Origin of the sequence: Lysinibacillus sp. NPDC096382 (assembly GCF_044762845.1) — a bacterium.
Classification (GTDB): Bacteria; Bacillota; Bacilli; order Bacillales_A; family Planococcaceae; genus Lysinibacillus.
The window spans coordinates 156,360-174,519 of record NZ_JBIWFC010000003.1; the positions used below are offsets into that span (position 1 = coordinate 156,360).

The 18,160-nt window shown below is 36.6% G+C and carries 19 protein-coding genes; 13 read left to right on the plus strand and 6 right to left on the minus strand.

All coding sequences use genetic code 11. From position 1 onward, the window contains the following. A complete protein-coding gene (locus ACIQZA_RS07050) occupies window positions 1-1,386 on the minus strand; it encodes a glycine--tRNA ligase (protein WP_142509856.1) in 1,386 nt (461 codons plus the stop codon). 452 nt (window positions 1,387-1,838) lie between these two features. Here ACIQZA_RS07050 and ccpN point away from each other — a divergent pair, with 452 nt between their 5' ends. The 11 genes from ccpN (at window position 1,839) to ACIQZA_RS07105 (ending at window position 11,706) form a co-directional block, all read left to right on the plus strand. Beyond that, complete coding sequence (gene ccpN, locus ACIQZA_RS07055; RefSeq protein ID WP_142509855.1) at window positions 1,839-2,471, plus strand: transcriptional regulator CcpN; 633 nt, start codon at window positions 1,839-1,841, stop codon at window positions 2,469-2,471. A 19-nt stretch (window positions 2,472-2,490) separates the two neighbouring features. Further along, window positions 2,491-3,303 (plus strand): pyruvate, water dikinase regulatory protein, encoded by an 813-nt coding sequence (locus ACIQZA_RS07060; protein ID WP_142509854.1) that lies wholly within the window; start codon window positions 2,491-2,493, stop codon window positions 3,301-3,303. A 205-nt stretch (window positions 3,304-3,508) separates the two neighbouring features. Then, a complete protein-coding gene (gene dnaG / locus ACIQZA_RS07065; RefSeq protein WP_402881199.1) occupies window positions 3,509-5,341 on the plus strand; it encodes a DNA primase in 1,833 nt (610 codons plus the stop codon). A gap of 32 nt (window positions 5,342-5,373) precedes the next feature. After that, on the plus strand, window positions 5,374-6,501 hold the full coding sequence (rpoD, locus tag ACIQZA_RS07070; protein ID WP_049663796.1) for an RNA polymerase sigma factor RpoD: 1,128 nt from the start codon (window positions 5,374-5,376) through the stop codon (window positions 6,499-6,501). Between the two features lie 303 nt (window positions 6,502-6,804). Then, complete coding sequence (locus ACIQZA_RS07075) at window positions 6,805-7,368, plus strand: hypothetical protein (protein ID WP_400936413.1); 564 nt, start codon at window positions 6,805-6,807, stop codon at window positions 7,366-7,368. A 435-nt stretch (window positions 7,369-7,803) separates the two neighbouring features. Continuing rightward, on the plus strand, window positions 7,804-8,151 hold the full coding sequence (locus ACIQZA_RS07080) for a c-type cytochrome (protein ID WP_400936411.1): 348 nt from the start codon (window positions 7,804-7,806) through the stop codon (window positions 8,149-8,151). A gap of 182 nt (window positions 8,152-8,333) precedes the next feature. After that, entirely contained in the window at window positions 8,334-9,026 is a 693-nt protein-coding gene (locus tag ACIQZA_RS07085) for a tRNA (adenine(22)-N(1))-methyltransferase (protein WP_402880912.1), read from the plus strand. 1 nt (window position 9,027) lies between these two features. Continuing rightward, entirely contained in the window at window positions 9,028-10,149 is a 1,122-nt protein-coding gene (locus ACIQZA_RS07090; RefSeq protein ID WP_402880909.1) for a Nif3-like dinuclear metal center hexameric protein, read from the plus strand. Between the two features lie 15 nt (window positions 10,150-10,164). After that, on the plus strand, window positions 10,165-10,389 hold the full coding sequence (locus ACIQZA_RS07095; protein ID WP_323653497.1) for a hypothetical protein: 225 nt from the start codon (window positions 10,165-10,167) through the stop codon (window positions 10,387-10,389). A gap of 348 nt (window positions 10,390-10,737) precedes the next feature. Next, window positions 10,738-10,986: a DUF2164 domain-containing protein gene (locus ACIQZA_RS07100; RefSeq protein ID WP_400936405.1), complete on the plus strand. Its 249-nt coding sequence runs from the start codon at window positions 10,738-10,740 to the stop codon at window positions 10,984-10,986. Window positions 10,987-11,169: 183 nt separating this feature from the next. Further along, the gene (locus ACIQZA_RS07105; protein WP_400936403.1) at window positions 11,170-11,706 is read left to right on the plus strand and encodes an NADPH-dependent FMN reductase; all 537 of its coding nucleotides are present in this window, start codon (window positions 11,170-11,172) and stop codon (window positions 11,704-11,706) included. A gap of 452 nt (window positions 11,707-12,158) precedes the next feature. Here ACIQZA_RS07105 and ACIQZA_RS07110 read toward each other — a convergent pair whose 3' ends face one another. Continuing rightward, window positions 12,159-12,527 (minus strand): hypothetical protein, encoded by a 369-nt coding sequence (locus ACIQZA_RS07110; RefSeq protein WP_400936401.1) that lies wholly within the window; start codon window positions 12,525-12,527, stop codon window positions 12,159-12,161. 291 nt (window positions 12,528-12,818) lie between these two features. Here ACIQZA_RS07110 and ACIQZA_RS07115 point away from each other — a divergent pair, with 291 nt between their 5' ends. After that, window positions 12,819-13,709, plus strand: a complete 891-nt coding sequence (locus ACIQZA_RS07115; protein ID WP_402880905.1) for a PhzF family phenazine biosynthesis isomerase — start codon at window positions 12,819-12,821, stop codon at window positions 13,707-13,709. Between the two features lie 70 nt (window positions 13,710-13,779). On the opposite strand, the gene ACIQZA_RS07120 is transcribed toward ACIQZA_RS07115, so the two are convergent. Together ACIQZA_RS07120 and ACIQZA_RS07125 are read right to left on the minus strand one after the other, a co-directional pair. After that, the gene (locus tag ACIQZA_RS07120; protein ID WP_142509847.1) at window positions 13,780-13,959 is read right to left on the minus strand and encodes a hypothetical protein; all 180 of its coding nucleotides are present in this window, start codon (window positions 13,957-13,959) and stop codon (window positions 13,780-13,782) included. 255 nt (window positions 13,960-14,214) lie between these two features. After that, complete coding sequence (locus ACIQZA_RS07125) at window positions 14,215-14,751, minus strand: tubby C-terminal domain-like protein (RefSeq protein WP_402880903.1); 537 nt, start codon at window positions 14,749-14,751, stop codon at window positions 14,215-14,217. Window positions 14,752-14,955: 204 nt separating this feature from the next. Between ACIQZA_RS07125 and ACIQZA_RS07130 the strand changes: the two genes are divergently transcribed. Next, window positions 14,956-15,204 carry a LapA family protein gene (locus ACIQZA_RS07130; protein ID WP_400936393.1) on the plus strand — a complete coding sequence of 83 codons (249 nt, stop codon included), beginning with the start codon at window positions 14,956-14,958 and terminating at the stop codon, window positions 15,202-15,204. Window positions 15,205-15,530: 326 nt separating this feature from the next. On the opposite strand, the gene ACIQZA_RS07135 is transcribed toward ACIQZA_RS07130, so the two are convergent. Further along, window positions 15,531-16,796 carry a dicarboxylate/amino acid:cation symporter gene (locus ACIQZA_RS07135; RefSeq protein WP_402880901.1) on the minus strand — a complete coding sequence of 422 codons (1,266 nt, stop codon included), beginning with the start codon at window positions 16,794-16,796 and terminating at the stop codon, window positions 15,531-15,533. A gap of 283 nt (window positions 16,797-17,079) precedes the next feature. Next, a complete protein-coding gene (locus ACIQZA_RS07140) occupies window positions 17,080-18,129 on the minus strand; it encodes a TRAP transporter substrate-binding protein (protein WP_402880899.1) in 1,050 nt (349 codons plus the stop codon). Between the last annotated feature and the right edge of the window lie 31 nt (window positions 18,130-18,160).

Genomic DNA, 18,160 nt, shown 5'->3' on the forward strand with positions numbered 1-18,160 from the left:
TTAGAATTGAAGATGTTTTTCGATGTATGCTTTAACATCTGTAATTGGCATACGAACTTGAGCCATTGAATCGCGATGACGCACTGTAACTTGACCATCCTCTTTTGAGTCAAAATCGTAAGTGATACAGAATGGTGTACCAATTTCATCTTGACGACGGTAACGTTTACCGATTGATTGTGACTCGTCAAAGTCAACTGGGAAAGATTTACGAAGCTCTGCCCAAACATCTGTAGCTTCATCCGAAAGTTTTTTAGAAAGTGGTAGAACCGCAGCTTTAAATGGTGCTAGAGCAGGGTGGAAGCGTAAAACTGTACGCTTATCATCGCCTTCAAGCTCTTCCTCGTCATAAGCATCGCAAAGGAATGCTAATGTTACACGGTCTGCACCTAAAGAAGGCTCGATACAATATGGAACATAACGTTCGTTTGAGACTGGGTCAATGTAAGTGAAATCTTCACCAGAATGCTCCATATGCTGTTTTAAATCGAAATCTGTGCGATCCGCTACGCCCCATAGTTCGCCCCAACCGAATGGGAATTTAAATTCAATATCAGTTGTAGCATTTGAGTAGTGAGACAATTCGTCGTCTTCATGATCACGAAGACGCATAGAATCTTCCTTCATGCCTAAATTTAATAACCAATTTTTACAAAATTCTTTCCAATATGCGTGCCATTCAAGGTCCTCGCCAGGCTTACAGAAAAATTCAAGTTCCATTTGTTCAAATTCACGTGTGCGGAAAGTGAAGTTACCTGGTGTAATTTCGTTACGGAATGATTTACCGATTTGAGCAATACCGAATGGTGTACGTTTACGCATTGAACGTTGTACGTTTTTAAAGTTCACGAATATACCTTGTGCTGTTTCTGGGCGTAAATAAATTTCATTAGTAGAAGATTCTGTTACACCTTGGAATGTTTTAAACATTAAATTAAATTGACGAATATCTGTAAAATCAGCTTTACCACAATCCGGGCACACTACGTCATACTTAATCATCGTTTCTTTCATTTGATCAAATGTCATACCATCGACAATGATTTCATCGCCTTTTGCTAGCGCAGCGTCCTCGATGATTTTGTCAGCACGATGGCGCGCTTTACATGCTTTACAATCAATCATTGGGTCATTAAAGTTGCCAACGTGACCAGAAGCAACCCAAGCTTTTGGGTTCATTAAAATTGCAGCATCTATTCCAACATTGTGCTCTGATTCTTGGACAAACTTTTGCCACCACGCTTTTTTAACATTGTTTTTTAATTCAACACCTAGCGGACCGTAATCCCAAGTGTTTGCTAAGCCTCCGTAGATTTCAGAACCAGGGAAGACAAAGCCGCGATGCTTCGCTAAAGATACGATTGTTTCCATTGATTTGTTTGCCATAAAAAATAGCCTCCTTCATAGTTTTCACAGAGTGAACATTGATTTTGTTTTAGCGAATTTATACAATTCGCTAGAGATTTTTTTAATTTAGGTAGGACTAAATTAAAAATAGCACCCGTCTCCGGGCACAATGAATGCCCAGGGACGAGTGCTAAAACCCGCGGTTCCACCCTGATTGTTTTAAACGCGTTGTTTAAAACCTCTTTTCAAAAAAGTTAGCTCAAGGAGTGCCTTTTCTCTGCTACTATGTAGACTTTCACCATCTTCTACTCGCTTTAAAGTGGAACAGATACTTTTTTCCCATCATCGCCTATAAAACGCAAATCGCTCGAAAATACATTTAGAGCAAGCGTATGTGTCAATATTGTAGCATGTAGTTCTTTTCTTCGCAATAATTATTAAAATAGTATATAATAATTGAGCATAAGTATAACACTATTAGATTTGAGGCGGTGAGTCCAATCGAACTCAATAAACGTCAGGAAGACATTTTACAAATTGTGAAAGAAAACGGCCCAATCACAGGCGAACATATTGCAGAACGTCTCAATCTGACAAGAGCAACTTTAAGACCAGATTTAGCAATACTCACAATGGCGGGCTTTTTAGATGCTAGACCTCGTGTTGGCTATTTCTATTCAGGTAAAAAAACATCCGTTACATTGACGGATAGTATTAACAATTTAAAAGTGAAAGATTTCCATTCAGGACCAGTTGTTGTACCGGAAACAATGACTGTTTACGATGCGATTTGCTTCATGTTTTCAGAGGATGTTGGAACACTCTTTGTCGTAGATAAAAATGAGTTTTTGACAGGAGTACTTTCTCGAAAAGATTTACTACGAACAAGTATTGGCACGCAGGATTTAAACAAAATTCCTGTACATATAATTATGACACGAATGCCAAATATTTCGTACTGCGAGAGAGCAGATTCTTTAGTTGTTGCAGCGAATAAACTAATTGAACGAGAAGTTGATTCGCTACCAGTAGTAGAGCCACAAGAAGGTGGTTTGAAAATCGTTGGTCGTCTTACAAAAACGACGATTACACGAGCTTTCTTATCACTGGCACAGAATGACTAAATATTTGAAGGAGAGCAGCATGAAAAGACTACGGGTTTTTGTTGTATCTGATTCAGTCGGTGAAACTGGTGATCAAGTCGCGAAAGCGGTTATTAGCCAGTTTCGACCTAGTTTGGAAAACACAGTGATTCGCCGTTTTCCTCATATACAATCAGAGGAGCTCATTCGGAAAATTGTATGCCTTGCAGCGAAACAGAATGCTTTTATTGTGTACACGCTTGTTCGCCAGGAGATGCGATCGTTATTACATGAACTGTGTGAGCAAGAAAATGTCTATGCTGTCGACATCTTAGGGCCTGCTTTAAAAACAATGACAACATTTGTGGAAGAATTCCCATTAGAAGCACCAGGAATTGTTCACCAGCTAGATGATGATTATTTTAAAAAAATAGAGGCTATTGAATTTGCAGTAAAATATGATGATGGTAGAGATCCACGTGGTCTTTTACAGGCTGATATTGTGTTAGTCGGTGTTTCACGTACCTCTAAAACACCGTTATCACAATATTTAGCACATAAACGCTATAAGGTGGCGAACGTACCTTTAGTACCAGAAGTGGAGCCACCAGAAGAACTATTACAAATTGATCCGAAAAAATGTTTTGGTTTAATTATTTCTCCTGATAAATTAAACTCAATTAGAAAAGAGAGACTAATGTCTCTTGGCTTGAATGATGATGCTATCTATGCGCAGCATAATCGAATATTAGAAGAAATCCAACATTTTGAAAAAATTGTCGCTAAAATCGGTTGTAAGGTTATTGATGTGACAAACAAAGCTGTTGAGGAAACAGCGAACGTCATTATTGAGCATATCTTGAACTGTAAATAAGAAACGGATGATGATAAACCACCTCATGTGAGAGGCGGTTTTTTTGAGTCCGTTTTGAAAATAGTATAGATAAAAACTAATTTTTGTTTTATAATAATAAAATTGTGGTAAAAATATTTATTAAGAGAAAAATCCTATTTTTTTGTCGAGAAATAAAGGATTTTTAAATCGGATAGCGAATTGTGTTTTAGAACGTAATTTAAAGATGGTGATGGATTTGGCAGGGAAGATTCCTGAAGAAGTGATTGAACAGATTCGCTCACAATCGGAGATTGTTGATGTCATAAGCGAATACATGCAGCTTACAAAGCGTGGGCGCAATTGGTTTGGGCTCTGTCCATTTCATGGAGAACAAACGCCATCTTTTTCTGTGTCATCAGACAAACAAATTTTCCATTGCTTTGGTTGTGGTGCAGGCGGTAATGCTATTACTTTTGTAATGGATATAGAAGGTATTTCTTTTCCTGACGCTGTCGTGAAACTTGGTGAACGTGTTGGCATACAGTTAGATATTGGGCCAAGTTTACCTGAAGTAACGAAAAAGGTATCTAAAGCGGAAGAAAGGATGAAAGAAGCTCACGCTTTTGCAGCAGATTTTTTTCATCATTTACTGTTAAATACCGAAGATGGTGAAGAACCTTTAAATTATTTGCTAGAAAGAGGATTTACAAGGGAACTTATAGAATCTAATAGCATTGGATGGTCTCTCCCAAGCTTTGATGCATTAACGATATTGCTTGAAAGAAAAGGTTATAATTTACAAGAAATCGCGGAAAGTGGTTTAGTAATCAAGCGTGAAGGGGAAGAACGCTATTTTGATCGTTTTAGAGGGCGTATTATGTTTCCCATTCGTGATGAGAACGGAAAGATTATAGCATTCTCAGGACGAATCCTTACATCTACTGGTGAAGAGGCAAAATATTTAAATAGTCCAGAATCACCAATTTTTCAAAAGAGTGAAGTGCTATATAACCTAGATAAAGCACGAACCTCGATTAGAAAAAATCGTCAAGTAGTATTGATGGAAGGATTTATGGATGTTTTAGCAGCAACCTCTGTGGGTGTAACGAATGCTGTAGCAACAATGGGCACTTCGCTTACGAATCAGCATATCACAAAGCTAAAGCGCTTAGTAGAGCAGATTACCATTTGCTATGACGGTGATAATGCTGGGTTTGATGCGGCGAAAAGAGCAGCACAGTTACTTCAAACGGAACGTATGAAAGTCAATATTGCGGTGTTACCAGATAAGCTAGATCCCGATGAATACATTCGTAGTTTAGGTGGACAAGCATTTAAAGAACAAATTTTGGAAAACCCTCATGCGTATATTGCTTTTATGATGATGCATGCTAGACGAAATAAGAACTTTCAGTTTGAAAATGATACGCTTCAATATATTCAAGAAGTTCTTGAACAACTGGTAGGTAGATCATCACCAGTTGAACGAGATTTGTATATAAGACAGCTATCGAAAGAAACAAACATCTCGGAAGAAGCGATTTATGCTCAATTCCGAAAGCTAGAGGCCAATCAGGTTCGTTCTGCAAAAGTAGAAATGCCTGTTCAAACGCCTTCGATGCCGGTCACTCAGCAACATAAGCCTATGGACGCAGCTGAACGTGCCGAACGTTTATTACTGGCTCATATGCTTCATAATATAGATGTAGTGGACAGGGTATTACGTAGTGAGCAAAAAGATCCATTTGTACGAGATGCTTATATGGCAGTTTTTGTTCGCTTAGTAGGATTTTATGAGGAATATGGTCATCCTGATTATCAGCGTTTTGTTGAGATATTAGATGACTCTGAATTACGCAAGATTGTAATGGAAGCAGCTTTAGCGGAAAGAGATCCCGACCAAGCAGATGCAGAGGTCACAGACTCAATACGTCAGCTGCAAAAATATAGAATTGAGCAAGAAATTCAACAAAAGATGCATGAGTCAAAGGAAGCGGAGAAGATGCATGAGTATGCGCGTGCACTTGAAATCGCCCAACAGATTATTCATTTAAGAAAATCGTTATCGGCGATTTAACCCGATTCGGTTGTTTAGAAGGAGGAAGGTTTATGGCGGACAAGTCAGAACGTTCAAAAGAGGTAGAAGTAGAAATTACATTAGATGAAGCAAAAAAAATACTACAAGAAAAAGCAAAAACAGAAGGTGAAATTTCTATGAAAGAAATTTCAGAGAAACTAGCGCCTTATGAATTGGAGAACGAAGAGATTTTCCACTTTGCTGAGGATCTTGAAAAGGCTAAAGACATTCAAATCATTGGAAAAGAAGAGTTTGAAGAAGAAAGCTTAATGAAAGAAGAAGCAAACGAAGAGACTTTTGATTTAAATGATTTGAGTGTACCACCAGGTGTTAAAATAAATGACCCTGTACGTATGTATTTAAAAGAAATTGGTCGAGTTGATTTACTTTCTGCCGAGCAAGAAATTGCCTTAGCTGAGCGTATTGAGCAAGGTGACGAAGAAGCACGTAAACGCCTAGCTGAAGCGAACTTACGTCTTGTTGTATCGATTGCAAAGCGATATGTTGGCCGTGGAATGCTATTCCTTGATTTAATTCAAGAGGGGAATATGGGTCTTATCAAGGCAGTTGAGAAATTTGACTACCGTAAAGGTTTTAAATTTTCCACTTATGCAACATGGTGGATTCGCCAAGCGATTACACGTGCAATTGCGGACCAAGCACGTACAATCCGTATTCCAGTGCATATGGTAGAAACAATTAATAAATTAATTCGTGTACAACGCCAATTACTACAAGACTTAGGTCGCGAGCCATCTCCAGAAGAAATTGGTGAGGAGATGGATTTAACACCTGAAAAAGTACGTGAAATTTTAAAAATTGCACAAGAACCAGTATCTCTTGAAACACCAATTGGAGAAGAAGATGATTCACATTTAGGAGACTTTATTGAGGATTCAGAAGCTCAATCTCCATCTGACCATGCAGCTTATGAATTGTTAAAAGAGCAATTAGAGGATGTGCTAGATACATTAACTGACCGTGAAGAAAATGTCCTGCGCTTACGTTTCGGTTTAGATGATGGTCGCACACGTACATTAGAAGAGGTAGGGAAGGTATTTGGTGTAACACGTGAACGTATTCGCCAAATTGAAGCTAAGGCTCTTAGAAAGCTACGTCACCCTTCTCGCAGCAAACGTTTAAAAGACTTCTTAGAATAAAGATAAAAAGTTGGGCTATCTAATTAGTAATGACTAATTGGATAGCCCTTTTTTAGGCTACTATTATATTCGCATGAAATAGGAGAATACCTGTGAACGTAAAGTAAATACCCGCGCAAAGTTTCCATCATTTTCCCTAGAACATACTAAACATAGTAAATATTTTTTCGATAAATGTTATAGCGAGTAATTAGAATGAGTCAATCTTGATTATTTTTGCTACTTTATACAGATGTGTTATTAAAAATTTTAAGATAAAATTGTAATAACAACCATTATTAAGCAATGTTTGGAGTATACACTATGACAAATCCTCGAAAAAAAATAATTTTGAATGAGATTTTGTTTTGGAAGCAAAATAAACTATTACCAGAGCATTACTGTGATTTTTTAGCGGCTCTATATGCAGAGGGGTCAGATATAGAGGAGTTAGAACCAGTACATCATAAACAGGCTATATTACCTTCAGAAAAGAGAAGGCTGCTACTTATAATTGCAGGTATATGTATTGCAATGATTACGTTGCTGTCTATTTATTTTACAATATCTTCTTTAATGATAATTTTAACGGTTGTCGTTGGAATAGCTGCGGTGATATTATTTTTGACGGCGTTTCGAATGGCAAGAAAAAATGATCTTTTAGCCCCTGTTTTCCATTTATTGGGTGCTGTTTTATTATTTAGTATGTCTATTCGAATTTACACTACATATTTTAATGGCAATAATATTGCATTGTTTTGCTTGATTGCAGCAAACTGCGGGGTTTGGCTTTGGTCAGGTTTAAAAATGAAGCTACTTTATTTTACGGTCTCAGGTGTCCTAGGTTTACTGGCATTGATTAGCTATTATATCATAAACTTATTATAGGAACTCATTTTGTAAAATAGTTTCGCTGACAAAGACAAGAATCTGTTTGCTTTCCAATAGCTAACGGATTCTTTTTTGTTTTAAAATTATGTCTGTAATTGAGCCTACACTCTGTTGGTGAAGACTATAATCGTATAGCTTATTTAGCTAATGGATTATTACATAAAGAAATTTTGATTTTCTTGGTATATGACTGTACAAAGAGAGGAAAGATAACAGCGTGTAAAGAAGTCGTTCAGAAGATAATGGATAGTCCAAATATTGGGGATTTCAAGACATATTTTATCCAATAGTTACAGAAATGTCGAAATTGTTACAAACAAAGGAAAACTTAGCGAATAGGCTTTTCGTTTCATGGTTAATGAAGTACAATATTAGATGTTGACTGATTCTATATTATCATAGAAGTAGATTTACAATGAGGAGGGGAAACATATGAAAAACAATCCAGTCGTTCCTTACATCTTAATTTTAGCATTTGGTATTGGTCTTATTTTCTTTATGTCTTTAATGGGCGCAGAGAATAAAAAGGAAATCGCTGCTGAAAAAGAGGGTGGTGGCGAAAAAACAGAAGCTACTGATGACTCTGCATTAGTACAATCTTGTGTTAGTTGTCATGGTAATGACCTAAGTGGTGGTTTTGGTCCAAACTTACATGGCAAAGATGAAGCTCGTATCGTAGATGTTTTAACAAACGGAATCCCAGGAACTCCAATGACGCCTGGTATGAAAAACGAAGCGGAAGCGAAAGCAATCGCTAAGTACATTTCAACTCTAAAATAGTCTAAAAAAAGTAGCTGTACTGAAAGCGTTTAATCGTAATCGGTACAGCTACAATTTATTTATCTTCATTTCAGTTAAATAAAAATGGAGTTGCTCAAAATTTGAGTCAACTCCATTTGTTTTTTTTCACGACATCATACATACTAAGAAAGAACACTATTTAAGACAGGCGGTAAAAATAAATGAACGCACAAAAATTATCAAAGCGATTAGAAACAGTAGCAAAATATGTACCCTCTGGTGCAGTTGTAGCCGATATTGGCAGCGACCATGCATATTTGCCATGCTACTTAATTCATAAAGGTATTGCTTCTTACGCAATAGCAGGGGAAGTTGTGAAAGGACCATTTGAATCAGCAGTTGGACAAGTGCAAAAGGAAGGTTTAACAGAAAAAATTACAGTACGACTCGCGAATGGCTTAGCGGCTGTTGAAGAAGCTGACCATGTAGATACAGTTACTATTGCTGGAATGGGTGGACCTCTTATTGTCTCCATTTTGGAGAAGCATCCTGAAAAATTGCAAGGGGTAACAAGGCTTATTTTGCAACCAAATATTCATGCTAAAGTGATTCGCGCATGGGCATTAGCAAATAATTGGGCAATCCAGGACGAAGAAATTTTAGAGGAAGACGAAAAAATTTATGAAATTCTTGTTTTGCAAAGAAGCACAATGACGTTATCGGAACCGGAAATTTTATTTGGTCCGAAATTAATGCAACGAAAATCACCATCATTTATAAAAAAATGGTCACGTGAAAAAGAAAATTGGCAGCGTGTATTAAAGTCCATTGAAGGGGCAGATCAAACACCTGAAATTGATGAAAAACGTGCAGAGTTAGTAGCTCTACTCAATTTAGTGGAAGGGGTTCTATGAGATGAAAACAGTTAACGGTCAGGAAATTATACAATTGTTCGAATCATGGTCGCCTAAAAAACTAGCATGTATGGAAAATGACCCAATTGGTCTTGCAATCGGTACATTAAATAAACCTGTCAGTAAAGTATTAGTCACATTAGATGTTAATGAAGCAGTAGCTGAGGAAGCTATTGCTCAAGGATGTGAGCTAATAATAGCGCATCATCCACCGATTTTCAGACGACTTTCGAATATTCGTACGGACAATCCTGCTGGGCGTTTATATGAAAAGCTAATAAAAAATGATATTGCCGTTTATGCTGCACATACGAATTTAGATGTAGCTGAAGGCGGTGTTAACGATTTACTAGCGGATGCTCTACAGCTTGAAAACCGTTCTATTTTAGAAGAAACATATGCGGAAAATATGTTGAAGCTAGCAGTTTTTATACCGACTACAAATGCCAATGATTTACGTGAGGCATTAGCAAAGGCAGGAGCAGGTCGTATTGGAGATTATGAAGCGTGTAGCTATACTACATTAGGAGAGGGGCGTTTCCGTGCACTAGAAGGTGCGAATCCACATGTGGGCTCTATTGGTGAATTACATGTTGAAGAAGAAGTGAAGGTAGAAGTTGTATTTCCGGAATCTATAAAAAATCGTGTATTAAAGGCAATGTTAAACGCACATCCATATGAAGAACCAGCTTATGATATCATTCGCTTAGACCAGCAAACGAATGTAATGGGCTTAGGACGAGTTGGTTATTTACCACAAGAAATGACTCTTCATGAATTTACGCAATTCGTCAAACAGCAGCTAGACGTACCCGCTGTCCGTGTTGTTGGTGATTTACAGTCGAAGGTGAAAAAAGTTGCGCTTGTCGGTGGCGACGGCAATAAATATATCTATTCTGCGAAACGTGCTGGGGCAGATGTATTTTTAACAGGAGATATGTATTTCCATACTGCACAGGACGCTCAAGCAATTGGTCTACAAATCGTAGATCCAGGACATCATGTGGAGAAAGTGATGATTGCAGGAGTAGCTAAAAAGATGGCAAGAATGTGTGAGGATAAAAAATACTCTGTTGAATTTGTACAATCTACTATTCATACAGAACCGTTTTTATTCGTGTAAGAGAGGGGAATATCTATGGCGAATGAAAGACCTGCCGGCAATAAGGCCGGCAAGTTATGGATGATGGTTGGTTTGCTGATTGCTGTGTTTGGGATAGGTTTGACATTAATGACGAATACGATGAATGCCAAAAAAATTGATACTATGACAGAGCAATGCGAAAAAGACGGTGGAGAAGCCATCGTCTCAAAGGAAAAGAATTTTCTATCAACAAACTATTCATTTAAATGTAAACAGTAATAAAAACAAGGCTGAATTATCGTACTAAATATAATTCAGTCTTTTTGTGTTGTTGAAAAACTATTGTGTCAAAGAAAATTAAGGTGTCCTATTAAATAAAGTATGATTTTCGGCAAAAATAGGGGCTGATTTCCGTTCCAGCTGGGCGCTTTGTAGCTGTCGCTTTGCTTTCGCACAGATAAGTAAGTCCTCCTTATTTACACATTCACCGAAGTTTTCTTGACTAATTTATTTTTCAACACTATACAAAGGCTATAGTTAATATAATTCATTCTTTTTGTGTATGCATAGATTAATTTGAGAGTGTTATGATAGGTGAGTATATTGGAATGAGAGGAGAGCATTGAATTGTTTATTCGTTTAACAAAAGAACAACAGGAAACAATAATCGCTGATATTCAACGATTTTTCTACAACAATCGTGATGAGGATATTACAGAATTTGAAGCAGAAAGAATATTAGACTTTATAAAGGAAAATATTGCTCCACATATTTATAATGCGGCTATCTCGGATGCAAAATATGTTGTAGAAAGACAATATGCATCGATTGAGGATGAACTTGCAGCATTAGAAAGACCGATTAAAATAAATTAATCTGAATTAAATAACTGGAAATTTTTATAAATATATGATATTTTTATCTTGGATTAAAGATAATTTAATTCGAAGTAAAAAACATGGTTTCATTAACCTTGTCCAACATGGCTAAGAGAACCGTTTTTAGTATTAAATGAATGATTCGGTCACAATTTGAGGGATGAATGAAGGAGGAACAACATGTTGAAAATAGGGGTAATTTTAGGGAGTACGCGTGAAGGTCGTTTAAGTCCACAAGTGGGCGAATGGGTAAAGGAAGTCGCTGGAAAACGTGGTGATGCGGAATATGAAATTATAGATATTGCAGATTATAAACTACCACTTCTAGGTGAGCCAGGCGGAGATGCTTCAGGAGCAGCTACATGGTCACAAAAAGTTGCTGCATGTGATGGCTTTGTGTTTATCGTTGCAGAGTATAACCATTCTATTACTGGGGCATTAAAAAATGCATTAGACTACTTACGCGTGGAATGGAATAATAAGGCGGCGGGTATTGTTTCTTACGGTTCTGTTGGTGGAGCAAGAGCTGCTGAACATTTACGTGGAATTCTTGGTGAGTTATTAGTTGCAGATGTTCGCGTCCATCCTGCTTTATCATTATTTACAGATTTCGAAAACGGCACAGTATTTAAACCAAAGGATGTGCAAGCAGATTCAGTAAATCAAATGCTAGATCAACTTATCCCTTGGTCAACGGCATTAAAAACAATTCGATAATTACCTTTAGCAGTATGCATAGTAATAAATGCATATTGCTTTTTTTATGCGCAGCACGGGCGCAATCTTTAGGTGGTTATACCTGAGTCATGAAGACATAAGTAGTGGTGAGCCAATAGCAAGGGTGTGCGTAGTGACGTGGAGTATTGAATCATTACTTGATCGAATGGTGTGGTTCACGAAACCAATCTAATATCGCTAACGGATAGGTCAGGAGAATATTTAGTATGTACTTATGGGAGGTTTGGAAGAAATCTAGGACAAGAATAAGAAAGCTTATTCGATAAGGATACCTTATTAAGCCTATGAATGGGAAAATACTTGCAAAGGGTATTAGTGAATACGAAAAGCTTAAATTAAGTAAAGCCCTTAACAATACTGGAATCATTAAGGGCTCAAAAGTCTACAAGCTTGATATAAACCGCCGTATACGGAACCGGACTACTAGATTCTTAGTAATTAGATATTACACCCATACCAGAACAGCTAGTTCCTGAGAAACAAGTTAGCTCTAAAGTATATTTAGCATTTTTAGTCATTGGAACTTGATAATTAGTAGAAGCTCCTGCAGCTAAACCTATAACCGGACCAATGTTCACGCCATCTTTCTTAAGAACATAACCAATACCAACTTTACCTGTATTTACAACACTAATACTACCTTGTCCATTCGCTGTTATAGCTCTAGTTTGGTTTGATGAAAGACCATCAATATTTACTACAGCATTTTCGAAAGGGGCTGCATACGCAGTATTACTACCTAAACCAAATACTCCTAATGCCAAAGTAGTTGCTAAAACCAAATGTCCTAATTTTTTCATAACTATCACCTCCTATGTATTTAATAGTTATATTACATTAATGTGGTTATAAAGTAAATATATTACTTGTAAAAATTATCTATTTATGTAAATTCGTTTGTTAAAAAATAAGTATTTTATACTGCAAGGATATTATGTAGCCATAAAATGTAGATATAAAGAATAAAGTGGAATATAGTAAATTATATTGAGTAAATGGTAGTAGTAAGGAGAAAAAGCAAGTCGCTAGTTGAAATAAGCCTTTATTGTACCTGGCTTCCATTAGACTTTATAAAAGGAAGGGAAAAGAAAATGAAAATGGTTACCGTCCATCATTATGATGCGTTTAGCACGATACCTAATATGGGAAATCCAGCAGGTGTCGTCGTAGAGGGAGATCAATTTAGTGAATTAGAAATGCAGGCTATTGCTAAGCAAGTGGGCTTCAATGAAACTGCCTTTGCGTTAAAATCGGATAAAGCAGATTTACGTATACGTTATTTCATGCCAGGGCATGAGATGAATTTATGTGGACATGCAACAATGGCAACGATATATGCACTAAAAACAAAAGGTTTACTAAAAGATAAGTCAAAACTGACTATTGACACGAAAGCAGGAATTCTCCCAATTGAGATAAAAGAACAAAAAGGGAAAATTCATATGACTATGCAGCATGCAGCACCTCAATTTAAAGCATTTAACGGTTCAAAAACTAAGCTTGCACAATCTATTGGACTAACAGAGGAAGCGATACATCCTGAATTACCGATAGTCTATGGAAGTACAGGAATTTGGACATTGCTAGTACCTATAATAAATTTATCATACTTTGAAAAAATGACTCCGCAAACTGCAGATTTTCCGGATGTCCTTGAAGAAATGCCAAAAGCATCCGTGCATCCTTTTTGCTTAGAGGCATTTGATAAGTATGCAGATATGCACGCACGACATTTTTCATCACCTTATTCTGGAACAATTGAAGATATAACTACAGGTACAGCCTCTGGTGTTATGGGAGCATATTTTGCAGAGTGTATGGATCGACAAGCACAATTGCCGAAGACACTAATTATTGAACAAGGTCAGGAGCTTGGGAAGGATGGGCGTGTGCATGTACATGTAAAAAATGATGAGGGCAAATTGACTATTTCTATTTCAGGAACCGCTGTATATGTGAAGGAGCTAAATGTGCAAATATAAAAAAGAGGACCGCTAAAAAACATTTTTATTACTTAAGAAGCGGCCCCTTTTTGAAATGCCATCCATTCCATTAATGTTTTATTTCTTCAATGACTTTTTCTTTTAAATTTGCATCCATAGAGGAAAGTTTAACGTTATTAGTGAGACGTTCTTGTAACTCTCTTTCTGTCATAATACCGCGTTCCTCTAGAATTTGAACAAGTAAATCTAACGTCATTAAATTTTTAATGTCTGCTGCTTTTGTATCCATGTTAAATGCCTCCAAATGTATAGTATTTCTACCTCTTTAGTGTACTCCTTTTATAGAAGAACGGCGTAAAATGGTCAAAACAAAGCAAATTTATTTCGTGTCCCGGAAGATATTGATTGATTCTAGCAGTAGTAAAAGACATAAAAGAGCTAGCTTTTATGAGAAATCCGCGACAAGTAAGCAAAAAAACTCCTAATATATAGGAGTTTTTATTGTTCATCATCTATTTAAACCGTATGTTATGTATATAGTCACCTAATTACTCATAGAGAATAATGCCTGATACAGAGTTGCTAGCAAAGCAACAAAGAGAGTATCGTCAGAGTTAAACAGTTTAAAAGCTATACCAGTACGCACAAGCTCAGTTTCTATATTACTAGCGCTTGCTATTTTTTCATCATTACAATATAAATAGGCGGTTGAAGTAAAATCCCTTTCAAAGCGAAAAGCGAGTCCATCCATTGTAAAAGAGTAGGAAGATTCAAGTAATTGAACCGTCTTCCATTGTATCGGTAAAATGGATCCATCTGGCATAATAAGCTGATGGCTAACACCCTTTGTTAATAGTGTAGATTGCACTTGAAAAAGTGGTGCCCCTAAAGTAGTACGTGATTCATAGTGATGTGGTAATGACTGTTGTGTAGCAACTAGCATAACAGCATTGATTACTTTTCCAACGGATGAACGTTCAACCTTTTGTAGCACACAAACCGTCTCATGTTGTTCATTCACAATAGGGATATTTGAAAAGCTTTCGAAAGCTTTTGGGTAGGTAAGGGTAAATGTAGTCATAAAAAAGCCTCCAATCTACTTACTATACGGAGAAGCTTTACTCTAGGTTTCATCTTTAGTAAAAATTTTGATAGTTAAAGTGGTCCAACCAAAGGGTTAAAAGGTCTATCGGTGTATACCCTTGCTGTGAAATAAGTGATTGTCCTAAGCTAATTCTGATTCTATAATAGTGAATGTAGAATAGTTAAATAAATGAGGTGGCTTATGAAAAAGCAATGGAACTTAATATTAGCACTAATTGTGATCTTAATTATCGCAGTTTTTTCAGTTATAAATGTTGACATGGTAACGGTTAATTATTTATTTGGAAAAACTGAATGGCCATTGATCCTCGTCATTATTGGGTCAGTCCTATTGGGAGCCCTATTAACTGGATTAATTAGTATGATGAAAATTTATCAACTTCAAAGAGCATTGAAAAAGGCAGGTGGTGAAATAGATCAACATTCTTAAATATTGATCTATTTCGCTAAGAGTCCTATTGTAGAACAAACACTGAATTAAACTACTTTATTATTTTTAATTTAATACCTCCCTCAAATCAGGAAGGGTTATACTGGCCTAAGCATAAAGCCGATTCGAAAGTGAAACGACAGCGGCAATTATGCCGAGGTATATTTGATTCAAATAGGCAATAAAGTTGTTTCGAAATGTTGGATCGATTTTTTATGCAAGCAACAAATGGTGTACATTTGATTTTTAAAAATGGAATATGGAGTTTAACACTGAAAAAGGCTGGCCGATAATGTGAATTTCACACCACCGGCCAGCCTTTCATTTTATTGTTGGGTTGTGACTTCTCCTGCAAGAGCACGTTTTTCTTGCTCTGGATCGAATTCTTTTTCCATTTTTGAAACGACAACTGTAGCTACACCATTACCAATTAAGTTTGTAACGGCGCGAGCCTCTGACATAAAGCGGTCGACCCCGATTAAAAGGGCAATCCCTTCTACTGGAATCATTGGGAATGCTGCTAATGTTGCTGCGAGTGTAATAAAGCCAGAGCCTGTTACACCGGCTGCACCTTTAGATGTTAGCATTAAAATAGCTAGTAATGTAATTTGATGCCAAACATCTAAATCAACTCCATAAGCTTGTGCGATAAAAATAGCCGCCATAGATAAGTAAATAGACGTACCATCTAAGTTAAAGGAGTACCCCGTTGGGATGACAAGCCCAACGACTTGTTTAGAGCAACCATAGTTTTCTAATTTACGCATCATCGAAGGTAGGGCAGATTCTGATGATGATGTTCCAATAACGATAAAAATTTCATCTTTAATATATTTAATAAACTTAAAGATACTGAATCCAAAGTAACGTGTAATAAGACCAATGATGACTACGATAAAGATAAACATTGTAATATAAACGGAAAGCATTAAAAATCCTAAGTTTCCTAGTGATTTAAGACCGAAGTTTCCGATTGTGTAGCTCATAGCGCCAAATGCACCAATCGGGGAAACTTTCATGACCATATTAACAATTTTAAAGAATATATCTGCTACTTGTTCGAAAAATTTAATAACTGGTTTAGCGGGTTCACCAATAGCTGCAGCAGCTATGCCGAATAAAACAGCTGAGAATAAAACAGGTAATAACTCGCCATTTGCAAGTGCTCCGACAACATTATCAGGTATAATTTGCATGATAAATGCACCAATACCATGCTCTGTAGCGGCTGCGGCATCTGTATATTGGGAAACATCTGCACCGTTCGCAGCAGCTGTATTAAAGCCTTTACCAGGTTTTACGATATTGACAACGATTAAACCGATCGCTAATGCGAAAGTAGAGACAATTTCAAAATAAATTAATGCCTTCCCGCCAATTTTACCAACCTTTTTTACATCGCCCATACTACCAATTCCAATAACAACTGTTAAGAAAATAATAGGAGCTATTAACATCTTAATTAATTTAATAAAAAGATCTGCTAATATTTTCAACTTCGCTCCGAATTCAGGGAACGTAGCACCTACAATAATACCTAGCACAATAGCAATCAGTACTTGTACAGTTAAGTTTTTAAAATTTATACGCATAAAGTTCTCCCCTAACATTGTTTATGAATATTATGTGAACGCTTTCATGAGGTTATCTTAGCTGAAATTTTCCGACAATAGTTTTTATGACCGTAAAGTTTCTATTGTTCATTTTGTTCAATTTTAGTTGGGGGATCAATAAAACTAGTGATATCAGGGGTTTTAAGCTGTTTTATAGTAGTTTTGTAATTTCAGAACCTATTATAATACACAAGAAAAAAATCCCCACGCTAGTGAGGATTTTATCATTAATGAACAAAAGTATGAATCCCACAGTAATACTTTAAGGAGAAACAATTTTTTCAATTTCTGATAAAACATCGTTTTCTTGTACATTGTTTCTATAAAAATCATAAACAGGCGCTAGTTTGTCCTTAAAGCGTTGGCGTTCCTTATTGCTCATCGTATAGATTTCAAAGTTATCCTGCTGCTTAAGTTTTTGCAAATCTTCTTCGTTCATTTCTACTGCTTGTTCAAATTGCCAGTCGGTTGTTTCTTTCATAGCCTCGATAATCTGTTTTTGGATTTCTGAAGGTAAAGATTTCCAAAAATTGTCATTCGTTAAAACGGCGTATCCTAAAATGCCATGCTTAGTTAATGTCATATGTTTCTGCACTTTATAGAAACCTTTAGAATAAATATTTGACGCTGTATTTTCCTGAGCATTAATGGTATTCGATTCTAAATCAGTAAAAACCTCGCTGAAAGAAGTCGGGATTGGTGTAGCCCCAACTACCTCGAATTGCTTTTCAAGGGTTTTACTTGGCATTGTACGGACACGTAAGCCTTTTAAATCCTCAAAGGTATGAATAGGGTGATCGACAGAGGTTAAATGTTTAAAGCCATTATGCCAAAAGCCTAGTCCTTTTATATGAAAAGGCTTAAGCTCATTTAACAATTGTTCACCGATCGAACCTGTAAGTACCTCATGCACTTCATCATCCGTATTAAAAAGGTAAGGTAAATCAAGAACCTGCCAATTTGGTATATAGGATGTCATCTTTGAGAAAGTAGGGATAATCATTTCTACTTGTCCATTTTGCAAAGCCTGAAACTCGTTTTCATCATTAAACAAGGAGGAGTTTGGGTAGACGTGTACCTTCACCTTGCCATTTGTTTTTTTCTCAACAAGCTCGGCGAATTTACTTGCCGCCTGTCCTTTTGGTGTATTCTCAGCAACAACATGACTTAAATGAATCGTAATTTGCGTATTCAAACCTTTTTGCTCATCGTCATAGGGAAGAGGCTTGGCGAATAGTAAGCCTTGTTGAACACCAAACGCTATCGTTAACAATAAAACGGTTGCTATTGTTCCAATAATAAATTTTTTCATCTATTACACCTAATTTATTCGTATTTTCTGA